Origin of the sequence: Devosia sp., assembly GCF_017307495.1 — a bacterium.
Taxonomy (GTDB): Bacteria; Pseudomonadota; Alphaproteobacteria; order Rhizobiales; family Devosiaceae; genus Devosia_A.
Map to the genome: position 1 here is coordinate 93,392 of NZ_JAFKHE010000020.1, position 17,700 is coordinate 111,091.

Consider the following 17,700-nt stretch of genomic DNA (forward strand, 5'->3'; position numbering starts at 1 on the left):
TCCCCGTTCACCCGGCGTTCATTCCTGCCATGGCAGCCCGCCGCCCCGACGTCGAAACACAATAGGTCGCGCATGCTCCGGCGCCTGCTTCCGATCCTTGCCGGCCTTGTCGTCGTCGTCCTGCTGACGCTGCTGCGCCTGTCCGATCCGTTCCCGGTGCAGGTGCTGCGCGAGATCGCCTTCGACTTCTACCAGCGCCTGCATCCACGCCCCGCCGGCGACTTCCCCGTCCATGTCATCGATATCGACGAGCGCTCGCTGGCCGAGCTCGGCCAGTGGCCGTGGCCGCGCGACCGGCTGGCGACGCTCACCGACCGGCTGACCGAACTGGGCGCCGCCGCCATCGGCTTCGATATCCTGTTCGCCGAGCCCGACCGCATGTCGCCGAGCCGCATCGCCGCGACCCTGCCCGGCGTCGACGCGGCAGCACTCCCCGATTACGACCGGGTGTTCGCCGACGCCCTGTCGCGCTCGCCTTCGATCCTGGGCTTTTCCTCCACCGTCGCCGGCAAGCCGCTGACCGGCAACCCCAAGGGCGGTTTCGCCATCTCGGGGCCGGATCCGAGCGCCGGCCTGCCCTACCTGCCGGGCGTCGCCGCCCCCCTTCCGCTGCTCCGCGACGCCGCCCCCGGCCTTGCGGCGGTGAGCCTCAACGCCAACCTCTCGACCACCGCGGTGCGCCGCCTGCCCATGCTGTGGACCAATGGCAGCGCCATCTTTCCCACCCTCTCGGTCGAGGCGCTCCGCATCGCGCTCGGCATCGGTGCGGTCGTCGTCTTCGGCGATACCGCTGCCGAGGGCTATGTCGACAGCATGCGCATCGGCGATTTCACCGTGCCGCTGACCTCGGAAGGCGACCTGTGGCTCTACTACAGCCGCCCCGACCCAGCCATGCTGGTCTCGGCCGCCGACATCCTGTCGCCGAACTACCAGCAGTTCGCCGACAAGGTCGCCGGCAACATCATCCTCGTCGGCACCTCCGCCTCCGGCCTGCTCGACCTGCACAACACCGTGCTCGGCGACAACGTGCCGGGCGTCACCGTGCACGCCCAGGCCATCGAGCAGATCCTCTCCAGCACCTATCTCACCCGCCCCGACTGGGTCATTGGCCTCGAGATGGTCGGCTTCCTGGTGCTCGGCGCCATCCTCGTCGTCATCGTGCTGCAGCTGGGGCCGATCGCCGGCCTGCTCGCCGGCGGCCTCTGCCTCGGCAGCGCCATCGGCTTTTCGTGGTGGATGTTCGTCTCCGAGGGCGCCATGCTCGATCCGAGCTTCGCCTTCGTCGGCCTCACCCTGCTCTACCTGGCGCTCGTCTTCTTCCGCTTCCTCACCACCGAGCAGGCCAAGCGCAAGATCCGCCGCGCCTTCGGCTACTACGTCGCCCCCTCGCTGCTTGCCGAGATCGAGAAGAAGGGCGACAACCTCAAGCTCGGCGGCGACATCCGCCGCATCACCGTGCTGTTCTCCGACATGCGCGGCTTCACCTCGTTGAGCGAGAAGACCGAGCCGCAGCGCATCCTCGCCATCCTCAACACCCTGTTCGGCGCGCTCGGCCGCGAGATCGTCTCGCGCATGGGCACCATCGACAAGTTCATCGGCGACGCCATCATGGCCTTCTGGAACGCACCGGTGGACGTGCCCGACCACGAGGCCAAGGCCCTGCGCGCCGCCATCGCCATGCGCGAGAAGCTGGCCCAGCTGAACGGCGCCGACGCCTTCCAGCTGCGCGCCAGCAAGGCCCCGGTCGAGGCACTCGGCATCGGCATCGGGCTGTGCTCGGGCGAGGCGCTGGTCGGCAACATGGGGCTCGAGACCCGCTTCGACTATTCCGCCCTCGGCGACACGGTGAACGTCGCGAGCCGCGTCGAGAGCGCCTGCAAGGAGGTCGGCTACGATATCCTGTGCGCCGAGCCGACCTATCTGGCGACCCAGGACTTCGCCCTGCTCGAGGCCGGCGCCCTGGCGCTCAAGGGCAAGGCCGAGCGGGTCCCCATCTACCTCGTCGTCGGCGACGATGCCCTCGCCGGCACTGGCGCCTTCAGGCTGCTGCGCACCACCCATGCCGAGGTGCTCGATGGCCTCCGCCACGGCCGGGACGTCCACGGCGGCATCGCCGAATGCCTGGCGCTGGCCCCGCAGGTCGAGCCCGGCCTCGTCAAGTTCTACGAGCAGCTTCCCGCCCGCCGCGCCGATTTCGAGGTCCGGGACACCCTGCAGCCCCTGACTCCGGACATCGCCGCGCAGTAGGGCACCGGCCCCTCCGTGATCCTCCCCCGCGGGGCGGGGAGGGGGACCCAGAAGCTGGTGGAGGGGGCGGCCACGGGTGCATGGAGAAGGTGCTCGAAGGCGGACGAAGAGTGCCGCACCGCGTTCGCTACCAGGCACCGTCATCCCCGGGCGAAGACCCGGGGACCCAGCGATGTTGCGGCATCCCATGGGTCCGCGGGTCAAGCCCGCGGATGACGACTGGGAGGTATGTGGAGCCTGGACTCACTCCCCCGCATAGGCCTCGCGCATCTCCTCGATCTCGCCCAGCGCCTCGTACAGCGGCCGCCAGTCGTCGCGCTCGGCGATCGGCGCCCACAGCGCCTCCATCTCCTCGATCAGCGTGGTGCGCGGCGTCTCCCGGCTGAAATACGGATGATCGAGATTGGCGTCGCCGGCCCGCGGATGCGCGCTGATCAGCCCGGCCAGCGTCTCGAATGCCGCCCCGCGATAGTGCTCGGCCGCCGGGCTGCGCAGCGCCCGCGACCCGTCCCCGCCGCGCCAGTCGAAGAAGAACTGCTCGTAGCCCATCTGCGTCTCGTTGAGGAAGTTGTACACCTCCTGCACCAGCGCCGAGTCCGCTTCGACCCCCAGCGTTGCCAGCCCCAGCCGGCGCAGCACCGCCGCCCAGATCGCGCGCTGGAAGGCTGGCCAGAACCGGTTGAGCCCCGCTTCCATCTCCGCGTGCTCGCCCAGCGGCAGCAGCACTTCGGCGAACCGCGTCAGGTTCCAGGCCAGCGTGTCGGGCTGGCGCCCGAAGGCATAGAGCCCGCTCTCGTCGAAATAGGCCGCCGTGAACGTCGGCTCGTAGGTCGGCAGGAAGCGCCACGGCCCGTAGTCGAAGCTCTCGCCGGTGATGTTGATGTTGTCGGTATTGAGCACGCCGTGCACGAACCCGGCCGCGATCCAGTTCGCCCCGGTCTCTGCCACCTTTTCGCTCACCGCGCCGAGGAACTTCGCCGCCCGCCCGTTGTCGCCCTCGACCCACAGCTCCGGGTAGTAGGCCCGCACCGAATGGTCGACCAGCCGTTTGAGCCGCTCCTCTTCCTTGAGGTAGCTCAGCCGCTGGAACGTGCCGATGCGCGTATGCCCGTGGCTCAGCCGCACCAGCACCGAGGCGCGCGTCGGCGACGGCTCGTCGCCGCGCTCCAGTTCCTCGCCGGTCTCGATCAGGCTGAGCGACTTCGACGTGTTCACCCCCAGCGCCTCGAGCATCGCCGTCGCCAGCACCTCGCGCACCCCGCCCTTCAGCGTCAGCCGGCCGTCGCCGCCGCGCGACCACGGCGTGCGTCCCGAGCCCTTGGTGCCGAGGTCCATCAGCCGGCCGTCATTGAGGTCTTCCAGCTGCGCGAACAGGAAGCCGCGCCCGTCGCCGAGGTCCGGGTTGTAGGTCTGGAACTGATGCCCGTGATAGCGCAGCGCCAGCGGCTCCGCGAACGACCCCGGCAGCGGCTCGAAGCGCCCGAAATGCGCGATCCACTGCGCCTCGGTGAGCCCATCGAGCCCCACCGACGCCGCCGCCCTCTGGTTGCGGTAGCGCAGGATCGTCTGCGGAAAGGCCGCCGGCCGGACCTTGTCGAAATAGCCCTCGCCGAGCTCGGCATGGGTGGTGCGGGGTTTGAATGCCGTCATCGTGCCTCCCAGCCCCTCATCCGGCGCTACGCGCCACCTTCTCCCCGACGGGGAGAAGAACCGAGCGGCATCGGTGATCACCCCTGTTCCTCTCCCCGTCGGGGAGAGGGTGGATCGGCCAACGGCCGAGACGGGTGAGGGGTGCGCGACCCCGATCGACCGCGGACCTCACCGCCGGAACACCCCAACCACTTCGACATGCGTCGAAAACGCGAACTGGTCCACCGGCACGACACTCTCCAGCCGGTACCCGCCCGCGATCAATATCGCCGCATCGCGCGCGAACGTCTTGGGCTCGCACGACACCGCCACCACCGTCTTCACCTTGGATCGCGCGATCTCCCTCGCCTGCGCCTCGGCCCCGGCGCGCGGCGGATCGAACACCACGGCATCGAACGGATCGAGCTCGATCGGCGCCAGCGGGTCGCGGAACAGGTCGCGCACCTTCGCGTCCACCGGCTTCAGCCCCTGCGTATGGTTGACCGTCTTCTGCAGCGCCGCGATCCCCGGCCGGTCGCTGTCCGCCGCATGGACCCGCGACTGCTCGGCCAGCCTGAGCGCGAACGGCCCCACCCCGGAGAACAGGTCGGCCACGGCCTTCGCCTTGCCGACGCCTTCGACGACCAGCCGCGCCAGCGTCGCCTCGGCCGCCTCGGTGGCCTGCAGGAAGCTGCCCGGCGGAATCTCGACCAGCGCCCTGCCCATTTTCACCGCCGGCGGCCGCGCCATGAACACCGGATCGCCGTTGAAGGTCAGCCGCGCCAGTTTGTGCGCCCGCGCAAACTCGGCGAGCTGCACCGGCTTGAGCTTGCGCTCCGATTTCACCGACAGGTCGAGGCCCGTGTCGGTCAGCGTGAAGCTCGCATCGCTGTCGCCCGCCAGCGGTTGCAGGGCGCGTGCGATGCGCGGCGCGGCCTTGTGCAGCGACGGCACGAGGATCGGGCAGGCCGCGATATCGAGTACGTCGTGCGAGCGCGCCCGCATGTAGCCGGCCCCGGCCTTGCGCACATGCAGCGTCGCCCGCCGCCGCCCCGTGCCGGTGGCATCGACCAGTTCCGCCACCTCGGCCGCGACGCCGGCATGCTCGAGCGCATTGGCCACCAGCCCGCGCTTGAACGCCGCATAGCTCGCGCGGCTCAGATGCTGCAGCGCGCAGCCCCCGCAGGTGCCGAAATAGGCGCAGATCGGCCCGGCCCGCTCCGGGCTCGGCTCGATGATCGAGAGCAGCGTGCCACGCTCACCCTCGAGCGCCACCTCGACCCGCTCGCCCGGCAGCGCGAACGGCACGAACACCCGCGCACCGCCATGTTCGGCAATGCCGTCGCCATGCTGGCCCAGGGATTGAATGGTGAGTTCGGTCATGGGCTGGAGGTAGCAGGGATTGGGGCCGCCAGTAAGACCCCTCATCCGGCGCTACGCGCCACCTTCTCCCCGACGGGGAGAAGAATACCGCACCATCAGCGACCACCTCTATTCCTCTCCCCGTCGGGGAGAGGGTGGACCGGCGAAGCCGGGACGGGTGAGGGGCTTGCGCCCCGCCCTACCGGCTCACCTTCTCCAGCAGGCTCGCAATCGAGAAGAACGGGATTCCCATCCGCTCGCTCAGCCCCGTGGCACAGGTCGAAACCGTCGACAGCCCGACCTCGCACCCCTCGGGGATCTGCGCCTTGCCGAAGCGCGTCGCGTGTTCGTTGAGCTCGGGCACGAACAACCCCTTGTCGCCGGCATAGCCGCAGCAGCTGATCGCATCGAGCACCACCACCTTGTCGGCAATTGCCGCCGCCAGCGCGTTGATCGCCTGCTGTTCCTTGAGGCGCTGCGCCGAGCAGTTGTGGTGCACGGCCACCGCCGGCAGCTTCCGGGTCAGCTTGAGCCTGGGCAGTACTTCGGCGATCAGGAACTCCGCCGAATCCGCGACCACCGCCTCGCCCGGATGCTCGCGCATGTGCTTGGCGCAGGTCGAGGCATCGGTGAGCACCGGCAGGCGCCCGGCATCGGACAGCCGGTCGAGCTCGACCCGTGTCCGGCCGCCCACCCGCTCGGCCTCCTCGGGGAAGCCCTTCGACAGGAACGGCTGCCCGCAGCATTCGCCCTCGGCATGCTCCGGCACGACCGGATCGAACCCGGCGCGCCTGAGCAGCGCGAGCATCGCCTCGGTCGTCGGCAGCAGCCCGTGCTCGTTCGTCGCCGCGCCGAACAGGCGCGTCGCGCAACTGGGGAAGTAGACGACCTTCTCGCCGGTGCCGGCCGGCGCCGCCTTCGGCGCACCCGGTCCCGGCCGCAGTGCCGGCGACACGCGCGGTACCGCCCCACCGGTCAGCTTGCGCGCAAGGCCGGCCAGTGCATCCGTCGCCCCGTCGCCGATGATGGTGCGGCTGAGCGCCTGCGCCCCGACCCCGAGCTTCATGCCGCGCTCGAGCGCCACCATATGCCCGCCGACGGCATGCGCCACGCGCCGCTGTGAGTCGGTCCGCCGCCGCGCCCGCTCGCCAATCACCATCGAGCCGGTCTCGATGCCCACCGGGCAGCGCAGCGCGCACACATTGCCGGCCGCGCAGGTCGCGAGCCCGGCATAGTCGAACCCCTCCTCCAGCGCCTCGAGTCGTTCCGGGTCCTCGCCCGAGGCCTTGAGCCGGGCCCGCTCGCGCGTCACCACGATGCGCTGGCGCGGGCTCAGCGTCATGTGATGGCTCGGGCAGGCCGGCTCGCAGAAGCCGCACTCGATGCACATGTCGACGATCTCGTCGGCGAGCGGCATGCGCTTCAGGTCATGCACATGCACCTGCGGGTCGGGGTTGAGCAGCACGCCCGGATTGAGCAGCCCCTCGGGATCGAACAGCGCCTTGATCCGCTGCATCACCCGATAGGCCGTCGCCCCCCACTCGAGCTCGACGAACGAGGCGATGGCCCGTCCCGTGCCGTGCTCGGCCTTCAGCGAGCCGCCATACTGCACCGAGACCAGCTCGCCCAGCGCCACCGAGAACCTGTCGAACTGCTCGACCTCGGCCGGATTGGCGAAGTCCGCCGCCATCTGGAAATGCAGGTTCCCGGCTAGCGCGTGCCCGAACAGCACGCCGTCGTCGTAGCCGTATTCGTCCAGCAGCTTGCGCATGTCGATGACGAAGTCGGCCAGCCGCTCCACCGGCGCCGCCACGTCCTCGGTCAGCATGGTCGTGCCCTTGGGCCGTGTCGCCCCGAACATCGGGATGAAGCCCTTGCGCATGTCCCACAACAGGTGCGCCCGTTCCGCGTCGCCGTCACCGAAGTCGATGTCGGTCGCGCCCTCCGCGCGCAGCACTGCGGTCGCCGCCGCGATCTCCCTTTCGAGCTCCGCCGGGCTCTCCGCCGTCACGTCGATCAGCATGGCCGGCGAGGTCTCGGTGAAGAACCTGAGGTAGGGCTGCATCACCGGCAGGTGTTCCACCGCCGCAAGCGCCCGCCGCTCGAGATACTCGGCCGACGTCACCCCATGCGTCTGCTGCACCCCGCCATTGCTCAGCCGCGTGATCGCCCGTCCGCACGAATGCGGGTCGGGAAACGGGATCAGCCCGGTGACCTTGTAGGGATGCTCTGGGATGGTGTTGTAGGTCACCTCGGACACGAAGCCGAGCGTCCCCTCCGACCCCACGATCAGGTGGATCAGGATGTCGATCGGATCGTGGAAATCGACCAGCGCGTTGATCGAGTAGCCGACCGTGTTCTTGATCCGGTACTTCTCCCGGATCAGCGCCACGAGCTCGGAATCCTGGCAAACTTCCATGTGCAGGTCGTGGAGTTTGCCTAGAAGTTCGGCGTGCGATTCCCGGAAAGCCCGGACCAACCCGGCGTCCCCGGAATCGAGCACGGTGCCATCGACCAGCATCACCCTCAGCCGCGCCATGGTGTGATAGGTGTTGTACGCCACCCCGCAGCACATGCCCGACGAGTTGTTGTTGACTACGCCGCCGATCTTGCAGGTGGCCTGGCTCGCCGGATCTGGGCCAAGCTTTTTGTTGAACGGTTTCAAGGCCTTGTTGACGTTGGCGACGATCATCGCCGGCCCCAGCGTCACCTGCTCGGCCCCCTCGTGCACCACCAGCTTGCGCCACCCGTCGCCCAGCACGGCGAGCACGCCGTCGGTGATCGCCTGGCCCGACAGCGACGTCCCCGCCGCCCGGAAGGTGAGCGGCAGCCGTTCCGCCCGCGCCGCCGCGATGACCGCCCTAACCTCTTGTTCCGTATTGACAATCACCACCACGGCCGGCACCAGCCGATAGTGGCTGGCATCGCCCGAATAGGCATAGGTCATCACCGGATCGGTCATGATCCGATCCTGCCGGATCACGCCCTTGAGCCGCGCCGCCACGCCCTGCCCGGCTGCAGCCTTGTCCACCCCGATGGGGGCCATGTCGTTCACGTCAAACCGTCCTGTGCGCCTGATGCCGGCACTCTATTGCCCCGCTCCCCCGCTGTCATCCGGTCTGGCCCCTGCGTCCGGAAACAACAAGGGCGCCGAGATGTCCCGGCGCCCTGCGCATGACCGCAACTGCGGCTAGATATCGATATCGCCGCCGTCGTCGTCCAGCCCGTCGCGGATCTCGCGGGCGGCGCGCTGCAGGATTTCGCTGACGCGCTGTTCCTGCTCCGGCCCGCGTTTCAGCGCCGCCTTGATCGCCTTCTTCAGCGCCTTGCGGGCCTCGTTCACTTCCGGCGCCACGTCGTCGATATCACGGTCGGGGCGTTCCGCGGGTCCGAAGCCGGGGCCGCGCCCGGGCCAGTCTCCGGCACCCGGCGGAGGTGGCTGCGGAGTCTCGCGATCGCCGAACCAGCCGTGGCGGCCAAACTCCCGGCCCATGCCGCGAAATCGCTCGCGAAACTGTTCCGCCTCTTCGGGCGTGAACGGAAAGTCGCGGCTGTGCATGCGCTCGCGCAGGTGCTCCATGCCCGCACCCGCCTTGGCGAGAAAATCGAGCGTCGACTGGATCGCCTCGCGGTTGTCGTTGAGGTGCGTCCGGCCCTCATCGGTGATGGTGTAGAGCTTCTTGTTGCCTTCCGCCGACGAGGTCACGTAGCCGGCTTCCTCGAGATAGGTGAGCGCCGGATAGACGATGCCGGGGCTCGGCGAATAGAAGCCCTTGGAATGCTCCTCGACGGCCTTGATCAGGTCGTAGCCGTGCCGTGGCTGCTGCTCGATCAGGTACAGCGCGACGAGCCTGAGGTCGCCCGAGGCCAGCATCCGCCCGATGCGGAAATTGCCCCCGAACCCGCCCCACTCGCCGGGGTTGATGTTCATGTTGAAGTCGCCGAATTTGCGGAACCCACGGCGCGCCATCGCTTCCATGCGACGCCACTTCCGCTCCCAGCGCGGATCGTCATGATAGTGCATATTTCGCTCCAAGATATATCTTACGGTGACCGGAAGATAGAAGTCGGGTGCAACCAGTTCAAGATATATTCAAGATATATCTTATGGCAGAATGGCTGACGCTGTTCCGAGTGCGCCGGCCTTCATGCTCCCCGGTGGAGGGGGCACTACACGCACCGGCCATCATCCCGGCGAAAGCCGGGACCCAATGCGCCAGACGATCCGCTGGGTCGTTGGAGCCGATCCAACCGCGAGAGGCGGGCTCCGGCTGTGCTCACGATGGCCCTTGAGCCGTGGGTCCCGGCTTTCGCCGGGATGACGGCCTGTCGCTGGTCACCTACGGCACAATCGCTGCGATATATCGCTCCGCCGAGGCGTGCACCTTCGCCTTTGCGTCGGACCCCATCACCCGGTCCCACCAGGCGGAGTAGATCCGGTCATAGGCGAACGGCTCGACGCACGAAACGATCCGGCGCACCTCGCGCTCCGGCAGCGGGATGAGGTTGGGATAGGAGTACATGAAGCTGACCCAGCGCGTGTCGGGTACGACCATGATGGTGTCGCCCGTCATCAGCACGCCCTTGCCGTCCTCGCCGGGCCAGTGCAACGCCGTCGAGCCGACAAAATGCCCACCACAGCGGATCAGCGTCACGTCCTGCCCGAGGTCCAGCTGCTCGCCGCTCCAGTAGCTGATGCGCTCCGACGGCCGCATCACATATTGCCGGTTGCTCTCGTGGATATGGATCGGCACCCCGCCCAATGCTTCGGACCAGTCGACCATCGAGGAATAGAAGTGCGGATGCGAGATCGCCATCGCCTGCACCCCGCCCAGTTCCTTGATCCGCCTGACGCCTTCGTCCGTCACCAGCGGCGTGCAGTCCCACAGGATTCCGCCACCCGGCTGCCGGATCAGCAGCATGCGCTGCGCGATGGCGATCCCGGGCGTTGCCCCGATCCCCACCAGCCCCGGCTCCTGCTCCTTGAACTCGAGGCTGTGCTTATGCTGCAGCTCCGCCAATGTCGTCCAGCGCTGCCCCGCCGCCGTCACATACTGCCGCTCGTCATCGCAGATGGCACAGCGCTCGGGCGGCACCTCGGACGGCGCATGACCCACGCCACAGGTGACGCAGATGAAGGATTGCATCGGAAATCTCCGGTCGATGTGGTGCTGCCCAAGCCACTCTTATCCGGAGCCGAACTGAACGGGGCATGAAATGTGGATGGGGAAGACGGTGTCGCCTAAGCCACCAGCCCCTTCCACCGCTCCAGCTCGTCCAGCGTCTCCCCCGCCCCGGCCAGCACGAACTGGTAGATGTCGAAGCCGCCCACCATCACCCCGTAATAGCCCGGGCGCTCGCGCGCCTCGTGCTTGAGGCGCAGGATCAGGTCGCGGTCACAGGCGGAGAGGTCGGCGCGCAGGTTCGCGTCGCGCGCCTGGCGCACGGCAAAGTCGAACGGCTCCCAGCCCCAGATGTCGCACGTCCAGTGGTTGCCGGCGTGGTCCTTGAACTGGATGCCCCAGTAGAGCCCGGCGCCGAGTGCATGCGGCTCGACATAGTCGTTGATGAAGCTGGCCTTGTGCAGCTGCAGCCCGGCCCGGTCGAACTGGATGGCGATGTCGGCGGCCAGCCCCGCCCATTCGGCCCAGCGTTCGGCCTCGCACGGCATGTGGATGTCAATGTCGCGCCATACCATCAGATCGTAGCCGGCGCTGCCGGTCACCACCGCCTCGCCGAAGCGCGCGTTGAGCAGCTCGAGCAGGCCGGTGTCGACCAGTACGTTGCGGGCCTCGGCCCTCAGTTCGGCAGCGATGCGCCGCCTCTCCCCCGCGTCCTGAAAGGCAGCGTCCATGCCCACTCTCCCGCACCCGGGCCCGGACGTCCCAACATCCCGACCCGCTCCCGAACCCCGGGAATCAAAAGCCCGGCTCGTGAGCCGGGCTGAACTCTAGTCGCACTCGTGCCCAAACTGTGGCACGGCGGCAAACCGTCAACCGATTACTCGGCCTTCGTCTCGGCAGCGGCGGCCTCGGCGGCGGCGGCGGCAGCGGCGGCAGCCTCGGCGGCTTCCTTCTCGGCGAGCTCGCGAGCCAGGGCCTCGGCAGCGGCGATCTTCTCGGCCTCGCGGGCGTTCTTGGCCTCGAGGGCGGCTTCGCGCTCGCCGGCTTCGATCTTCTTGGTGCGGGCGCCAACGTTCTCGAAAATACGGGCGGCCTTACCGCGGCGGTCGCGCAGGTAGTACAGCTTGGCGCGACGCACCTTGCCGCGCTTCACCACTTCCACGCGGTCGATATTGGGGCTCAGCACCGGGAACACGCGCTCGACGCCTTCGCCATACGAAATCTTGCGCACGGTGAAGCTTTCCATGATGCCGGCGCCGGAGCGGGCGATCACGACGCCTTCATAGGCCTGCAGGCGCTCTTTGTCGCCTTCGCGGATCTTGACCCACACCTTGACGGTATCGCCATGGGTGAATTCGGGGTGGTTCGACTTGGCGAGCAGCTTGTCGTGCTGCTCCTTGTTCAGCTCGGCGATAATCTTGGACATCTCAGGTTCCGTTGTTGAATCTTTTCAAAGGGGCGTTTCGCCGGCTCTGCCGACCGCCCGGTCTTGTTTGCACGGATTATATGCGCTTATTGGCCCGAAGCCGTTGGCATGGGCGTGCGCGCTATAGAGGAAGATCACCCGAGAGTCCAGCGTTCCGGCGTGTCTTCGCATCACACACCGGCGTCATTCCCGCGAAAGCGGGAACCTCTGTTTGCCATACGCCCCAAAAAACGGAGATCCCCGCTTTCGCGGGGATGACCTGGTGGTTGTGGAAGCTATGGGGCAGCTTACAGCCAGCCGGCCAGCACGCCGAGCCCACCCAGCGCGAACAGCCCGCCAGCGACCTGCGCTATCGGCCTGCCCATCTTGCCGACGAGCCGCGCCACGCCCAGCGCCGCACCGATGCCAATCAGGTGCAGCAGCGCCGTCGCCGCGATGAAGCCCGCCGCATACTCGAGACCCGACGCAGCGGCCGGCATCTCGGCGCCATGCGCATGGCCGTGGAAAATGGCGAACACGCCGACCAGCGCCGAGGCGGCGGCCACCGGCAGCGGCCGGCCCAGCGCCGCGGCGCCGCCGATCACCACGCTCGACAGCGCGATGCCCAGTTCGACGAACGGCACGTCCACCCGGCCGACGCCGAGCAGGAACCCGACCGCCATCATGGCAACGAAGCTCAGCGGCACCAGCCACAGGGCCCGGCCGCCCAGCACATAGGCGAACACGCCCACGGCCAGCATCGCCAGCACGTGGTCGAGCCCGCCGACCGGGTGCATGAAACCGTGGATGAAGCCGGCGGTGTCGCCGTGCCCGGTATGGGCGAAGGCCGCCGTCGGCAGCAGGATGAGCAGCAAGGCAATCAGTGCGCGCATGTAAATTCTCCAATCCGGGACCCACCGTCCCGCGCGTAACAGTTCGTGACGGCCGGTCTCCTGGCTCCGGACCTCGGTCCCCTCGCCTTCCCAGTTGCAAACCAGTGGCGAGATGAGGGGATGTCGTCCGTTACAGTCGCGGGGGCGGCGCCGGCTTCGCCCGAAGGCCACCGGCTTCCCGTTTCACGCAATCAATGCGCACCGTCGCGCTATCTGTGTCAGGTCCGAGGCTGCAGATCAATCGTGCCCGAAGGCTATTTCAAGAGGTCCGGCCGGCGCGCGCGGGTCAGCGCCTCGCTCTCGGCCCGCCGCCACTTCGCGATCTTGCCATGGTCGCCCGAGGTCAGCACGGCCGGAATCTCGTGTCCCTCGAACACCTGCGGTCGCGTGTACTGCGGATACTCCAGCAGCCCGTTCTCGAAACTCTCGTCGGCATGGCTCTCTGCCGCCCCGAGCACGCCGGGGATCAGCCGCACCACCGCCTCGAGCAGCACCATCGCCGCCACCTCGCCGCCGGCGAGCACGTAGTCGCCGATCGAGATCTCCTCGAGCGCCCGCGCCTCGATAACCCGCTGGTCGACGCCCTCGAACCGGCCGCAGACGATCACCGCCCCCGGCCCCGCCGCGAGCTCGCGCACCCGCTGCTGCGTCAGCGGCTTGCCGCGTGGCGACATCAGGATGCGCGGCCGTGGATCGACGTCTGGCGCCACCGCATCGATGGCCCTGGCCAGAATATCGGGCTTCAGAACCATGCCGGCGCCGCCGCCCGATGGCGTATCGTCCACCGTCCGGTGCCGGTCGGTGGCGAATTCCCTGAGCTGCGTGGTCGACAGGCTCCACAGCCCGTCCGCCATCCCCCGCCCCAGCACCGAGGCGCCCAGCGGTCCGGGAAACAGCTCGGGAAACAGCGTGATGACGGCAGCCGAAAAGCTCAATCCGGTTCCTCTTCGCCCGGATCGGCCTCGATCGGGGGCGCGATGACGAGATAGCCGTCCCTGACCCGGATCTCGGGCACGACGGCCTTGGTGAAGGGATAGAGGAAGGTGTCGCCGCTGCGCTCGTCGCGCACTTCGAGGATGTCGCCGGCCCCATAGTTGGGGATGGCGCTCACTGTGCCCAGCGACGTGCCGTCGGCCAGCTGGGCCCGAAGACCCAGGAGGTCGGCGTGGTAGAAGTCGTCTTCGTCGTCGATCTCGGGCAGCAGCGCGCGGTCGATGTAGAGTTCGACCCCGTTGAGCTTTTCCGCGGCGCTACGGTCGTTCACCCCCTCGATGCGCGCCACGAGCACGTTGGTCGTGGTGCGCGCCGCGAGGATGCGGATGGTGAGGCCCGCCTTGTTGGTCATCAGCGGGCCATAGGAGACGAGCGCCAGCGGGTCCTCGGTGAAGGACTGCACCCGCACCTCGCCCTTGATGCCGTGCGCCGCACCGATGCGGCCCACCAGCAATCTGCCGTCGCTCGGAGCCACGGCTTACTCGGCGGCCGGAGCTTCGGCCGGCGCGGCAGCGGCGGCGGCCTTCTCGGCTTCGGCAGCGGCCTTGGCCTCGGCGCGCTCGGTCGCCTTCTTGCCCGGCTTGGCCTTCTCGGGGTTGTTGCGCGCTTCGCGCTTCATCAGGCCCGCGGCGTCGAAGAAACGGGCGACGCGGTCGGTCGGCTGGGCCCCGACGCTCAGCCAGTGCTGCACGCGCTCGACCACGAGGGTGACGCGCTTCGACTTGTCCTCGAGCTTGGGATCGTAGTTGCCGATCTTCTCGATGAAGCGGCCGTCACGCGGCGAACGGGCGTCGGCGACGACGACATGGTAGTACGGGCGCTTCTTGGTGCCGGCGCGGGCAAGGCGGAGTTTCAGCGACATTCTTCAGTCCTTCAGTTGAGTTCGTACGTTGCTGTTCAGGGTTATTTCTTTTTCGGCACGAAGCCGCCGCCGAGGCCGGGCAGGCCCGGGAAGCGCGACGCGCCGCCAAGCCCGGGAAGTCCCGAGCCGGATTTGAGGAGCTGGCCGACATCGGTCGGCAGCTTTGAAGGTGCGAGTTGCTTGGGAGCTTCCGGCTGCTGCGGGATCGAGGCGGGATCGATGCCCATGCGCCGCGCCAGCTGCTCGAGTTCCTTGGGGTCCATGGTCGAGGGGTCGGGCATGTTGCCCAGCCCCGGCATCATGCCGCCCATCTTGCCGCCGAACATGCCGCTCAGCGAGCCGAGGCCGCCCTTTGACACCTTCTTCATCATGTCCGCCATCTGGCGGTGCTGCTTCATCAGCTTGTTGACGTCCTCGACCTTGGTGCCCGAGCCGTTGGCGATGCGGATGCGCCGCTTGGCGTTGAGCAGGTCCGGGTTCTCCCGTTCCTTCTTGGTCATCGAGTTGATGATGGCGATCTGCCGGTCGAAGATTTTCTCGTCGAGGCTGGCGCCGTTGAGCGCCTTCTTCACCTGCCCCATGCCCGGCATCATGTTCATGAGCGAGCCCATGCCGCCCATCTTCTTCATCTGCATGAGCTGAGTGCGCAGGTCCTCGAGGTCGAAGCTGCCCTTCTTGAGCTTCTTCGCCATCTTCTGCGCGTCTTCGGCGGTGACCGTCTGCGCCGCCTTCTCGACCAGGCTGACGATGTCGCCCATGCCCAGGATGCGGTCGGCGATGCGGCTTGGATGGAAATCCTCGAGCGCATCCATCTTCTCGCCGGTGCCGATCAGCTTGATCGGCTTGCCGGTCGCGGCCCGCATCGAGAGCGCCGCGCCGCCTCGGCCGTCGCCGTCGACGCGGGTCAGCACGATGCCGGTGATGTCGACGCGCGCATCGAACGAGCGGGCAAGGTTCACTGCGTCCTGGCCGGTGAGCGCATCGGCGACCAGCAGGATTTCGTGCGGATCGGTGGCAGCCTTCACCGCCGCCGTCTCTTCCATCAGCTCTTCGTCGACATGCGTGCGGCCGGCGGTGTCGAGGATGACGACGTCATAGCCGCCGAGCTTGCCGTCGCGCTGCGCGCGCCGGGCGATATCGACGGGCTTTTCGTTGAGCTGGATCGGCAGCGTATCGACGCCGATCTGCTCGCCGAGGACGCGCAACTGCTCCTTGGCAGCCGGGCGGCGATCGTCGAGCGAGGCCAAGAGGACCTTCTTGCCCTGCCGCTCCTTCATGCGCTTGGCGAGCTTGGCCGAGAGCGTGGTCTTGCCCGCGCCCTGCAGGCCGACCATCAGCATGGTCATCGGCGGCGTGGTGTTGAAGTCGATCGGAACCTGCGTCTCGCCCAGCACCTTGACCAGCTCGTCATGGACGATCTTGACCACCTGCTGGCCCGGCGTGACCGAGCGGGTGACCTCGGCGCCGACGGCACGGTCGCGCACCTGCTCGACGAAGGCCTTCACCACTTCGAGGGAGACGTCGGCCTCGAGCAGCGCCCGGCGCACTTCGCGCAGCGCCTCGTCGACGTCCTTGTCGTTGAGCGCGCCGCGCCCACGAAGCCCGTCGAAGATTTTCCCAAGCCGGTCGCTTAGACTTTCAAACATCCGTCTTCCTCATCGTCCCGTGCCATGTGGCCCGGGATATGGGTTCCATCAGCGCAAACGCCAAACACACCCCAGGGCGCTTGCGCTGTGGGGTGCGAGCCTCCGGGATCTCTTTATACCTTCGCGGGTCCCGGTCGGCCTTCAGGAGACTTGTCCTGATGGATTGGCGGCGTCGATAGAGCACGAATGGGGCGGAGTCAAGGAAAGGCGGCCGGTCAGCGCCGTCGTCCCACCACCGCGACCATCCCCTCGCCCAGTTGTGTATCGACCTCGAACCCCATCCCGGCGAGGCTTGCCGCTGCATTGAGCGCGAAGCGGTCGGCCGTGCGGATGGTCGGCGCCTCGAGCACCAGCACGATCCGGCCGCCTGCCGTGACGGCCTTGCCGAAAGCGCGGGCCCAGCCGCGATCCTCGTGCCGGACGAAGTCGACATTGACCGCGAGAGCTGCATCGAACCTGCCGAGGTCCAGCTCCTCGAAATCACTCTCGAACGCCGTCAGCCGCCCGAGCCCCTCATTCCGCCTGATGCAGGCCGCAACCATCTTGCCCGACCGGTCGACCGCCACCACGTCGGCGCCCGCCTTGAGCACCAGCCCGGTGGCGATGCCGTGCCCGCAGCCGATCTCCAGCACGCTTTCGCCGCGTCGCGGCGCCAGCAACTCCACCGCCCAGCGATGGCGTTTCGCGATCTCGGCCAAACTCGACTCCCCCATGCGAACCCGTCGAACTAACTCGCCCGAACGTGGCTTGAACATGGCCGTTGCCCGCTATCCCCAGCGGCGCTAGATTTGGTCCGGGTCTGCAGTTCACCCAGGCGTCGCCGCCCCGCAACGGGGAGCTAAACCTGCGACCATCCTTCGAGACCGCACTTGTCCTTCGTGCCACTCGCAAGCCGGCGACCGCGACGTCCCTCAGGGCAGCGGCACCAACCGAGGATAAGTCATGCCCAGAACTGCCGTCCCCCTTGCGGTGGATGACCTTTCACTCTTCACCAAGACCCTGCGCCAGAGCCTCAGCCAGCACGACGGCCTGCCCAGCCATGTCGAGCTCCTGAACTTCATCGCGAGGGCGGCCGGCTTTGCCAACTACCAGCACCTGCGCGCCGATGCCGAAGCCGCCGACCGGCTGAAGGCCGCCACCGAGGCGGGCACGCGCGCCAATCTCGACCAGGTCGAAAAGGCGGCCCGCTATTTCGACAAGGAGGGCGTGCTCCTGAGCTGGCCGGCGCGCCTCGCACTGCAGACCCTCAGCCAATGGGTGTTCTGGTCGCGCATCCCGCGCGGGGAGGTATTCACCGAGCGTCAGATCAGCGCGCTGATCCAAGGCTGGCACGCCTTCGGCGACCACGCCCTGATCCGCCGCGCCATGGTCGACGCCAGGATGCTCGAGCGAAACCAGGACGGCCGCGAGTACCGCCGCATCGAGCGCACCCCGCCGTCGGAACTGGGGCCATTGCTGGAGCAGCTCAAGGCGAAGGCGGCGTCGTGAGGCTGTCTCACGTGAATCACTGCTGAGCCGGACCAACCCCAGGCCCCAGATG

Annotated in this window: 15 protein-coding genes and 1 riboswitch; of the genes, 2 read left to right on the forward strand and 13 right to left on the reverse strand. The window is 67.9% G+C overall.

The window, feature by feature from the left end:
* The first annotated feature begins 72 nt into the window (after positions 1–72).
* Positions 73–2,247 (forward strand): CHASE2 domain-containing protein, encoded by a 2,175-nt coding sequence (locus J0I99_RS13120; RefSeq protein WP_291398140.1) that lies wholly within the window; start codon positions 73–75, stop codon positions 2,245–2,247.
* A gap of 243 nt (positions 2,248–2,490) precedes the next feature.
* On the opposite strand, the gene J0I99_RS13125 is transcribed toward J0I99_RS13120, so the two are convergent.
* The 13 genes from J0I99_RS13125 to J0I99_RS13185 all read right to left on the reverse strand — a co-directional run bounded on the left by J0I99_RS13125 (position 2,491) and on the right by J0I99_RS13185 (position 16,858).
* The gene (locus J0I99_RS13125; protein WP_291398142.1) at positions 2,491–3,897 is read right to left on the reverse strand and encodes a protein adenylyltransferase SelO; all 1,407 of its coding nucleotides are present in this window, start codon (positions 3,895–3,897) and stop codon (positions 2,491–2,493) included.
* 168 nt (positions 3,898–4,065) lie between these two features.
* Positions 4,066–5,259 carry an RNA methyltransferase gene (locus tag J0I99_RS13130; protein ID WP_291398144.1) on the reverse strand — a complete coding sequence of 398 codons (1,194 nt, stop codon included), beginning with the start codon at positions 5,257–5,259 and terminating at the stop codon, positions 4,066–4,068.
* Positions 5,260–5,437: 178 nt separating this feature from the next.
* Complete coding sequence (locus J0I99_RS13135) at positions 5,438–8,284, reverse strand: FAD-binding and (Fe-S)-binding domain-containing protein (protein ID WP_291398206.1); 2,847 nt, start codon at positions 8,282–8,284, stop codon at positions 5,438–5,440.
* A gap of 144 nt (positions 8,285–8,428) precedes the next feature.
* Positions 8,429–9,262, reverse strand: a complete 834-nt coding sequence (locus J0I99_RS13140; protein WP_291398146.1) for a PadR family transcriptional regulator — start codon at positions 9,260–9,262, stop codon at positions 8,429–8,431.
* 316 nt (positions 9,263–9,578) lie between these two features.
* Positions 9,579–10,385, reverse strand: coding sequence for an MBL fold metallo-hydrolase (locus J0I99_RS13145; RefSeq protein ID WP_291398149.1), 807 nt, complete (start codon positions 10,383–10,385; stop codon positions 9,579–9,581).
* Positions 10,386–10,480: 95 nt separating this feature from the next.
* A complete protein-coding gene (locus J0I99_RS13150; protein WP_291389610.1) occupies positions 10,481–11,092 on the reverse strand; it encodes a hypothetical protein in 612 nt (203 codons plus the stop codon).
* 146 nt (positions 11,093–11,238) lie between these two features.
* Positions 11,239–11,787 (reverse strand): 50S ribosomal protein L19, encoded by a 549-nt coding sequence (rplS, locus tag J0I99_RS13155; RefSeq protein ID WP_291389611.1) that lies wholly within the window; start codon positions 11,785–11,787, stop codon positions 11,239–11,241.
* A 287-nt stretch (positions 11,788–12,074) separates the two neighbouring features.
* On the reverse strand, positions 12,075–12,659 hold the full coding sequence (locus J0I99_RS13160; protein WP_291398151.1) for a HupE/UreJ family protein: 585 nt from the start codon (positions 12,657–12,659) through the stop codon (positions 12,075–12,077).
* A gap of 32 nt (positions 12,660–12,691) precedes the next feature.
* A riboswitch (cobalamin riboswitch) is annotated at positions 12,692–12,880 on the reverse strand.
* A 33-nt stretch (positions 12,881–12,913) separates the two neighbouring features.
* Positions 12,914–13,594, reverse strand: coding sequence for a tRNA (guanosine(37)-N1)-methyltransferase TrmD (trmD, locus tag J0I99_RS13165; protein ID WP_291398153.1), 681 nt, complete (start codon positions 13,592–13,594; stop codon positions 12,914–12,916).
* Positions 13,591–14,127 (reverse strand): ribosome maturation factor RimM, encoded by a 537-nt coding sequence (gene rimM / locus J0I99_RS13170; protein WP_291398155.1) that lies wholly within the window; start codon positions 14,125–14,127, stop codon positions 13,591–13,593. The genes trmD and rimM overlap by 4 nt, the downstream gene beginning before the upstream one ends.
* A 3-nt stretch (positions 14,128–14,130) precedes the next feature.
* Positions 14,131–14,514, reverse strand: a complete 384-nt coding sequence (gene rpsP, locus J0I99_RS13175) for a 30S ribosomal protein S16 (RefSeq protein ID WP_291394115.1) — start codon at positions 14,512–14,514, stop codon at positions 14,131–14,133.
* A gap of 41 nt (positions 14,515–14,555) precedes the next feature.
* Positions 14,556–16,160 carry a signal recognition particle protein gene (ffh, locus tag J0I99_RS13180; protein ID WP_291398157.1) on the reverse strand — a complete coding sequence of 535 codons (1,605 nt, stop codon included), beginning with the start codon at positions 16,158–16,160 and terminating at the stop codon, positions 14,556–14,558.
* 215 nt (positions 16,161–16,375) lie between these two features.
* Complete coding sequence (locus J0I99_RS13185; RefSeq protein ID WP_291394113.1) at positions 16,376–16,858, reverse strand: bifunctional 2-polyprenyl-6-hydroxyphenol methylase/3-demethylubiquinol 3-O-methyltransferase UbiG; 483 nt, start codon at positions 16,856–16,858, stop codon at positions 16,376–16,378.
* Between the two features lie 244 nt (positions 16,859–17,102).
* Between J0I99_RS13185 and J0I99_RS13190 the strand changes: the two genes are divergently transcribed.
* Entirely contained in the window at positions 17,103–17,648 is a 546-nt protein-coding gene (locus J0I99_RS13190; RefSeq protein ID WP_291398159.1) for a DUF2087 domain-containing protein, read from the forward strand.
* The last annotated feature ends 52 nt before the right edge of the window (positions 17,649–17,700 follow it).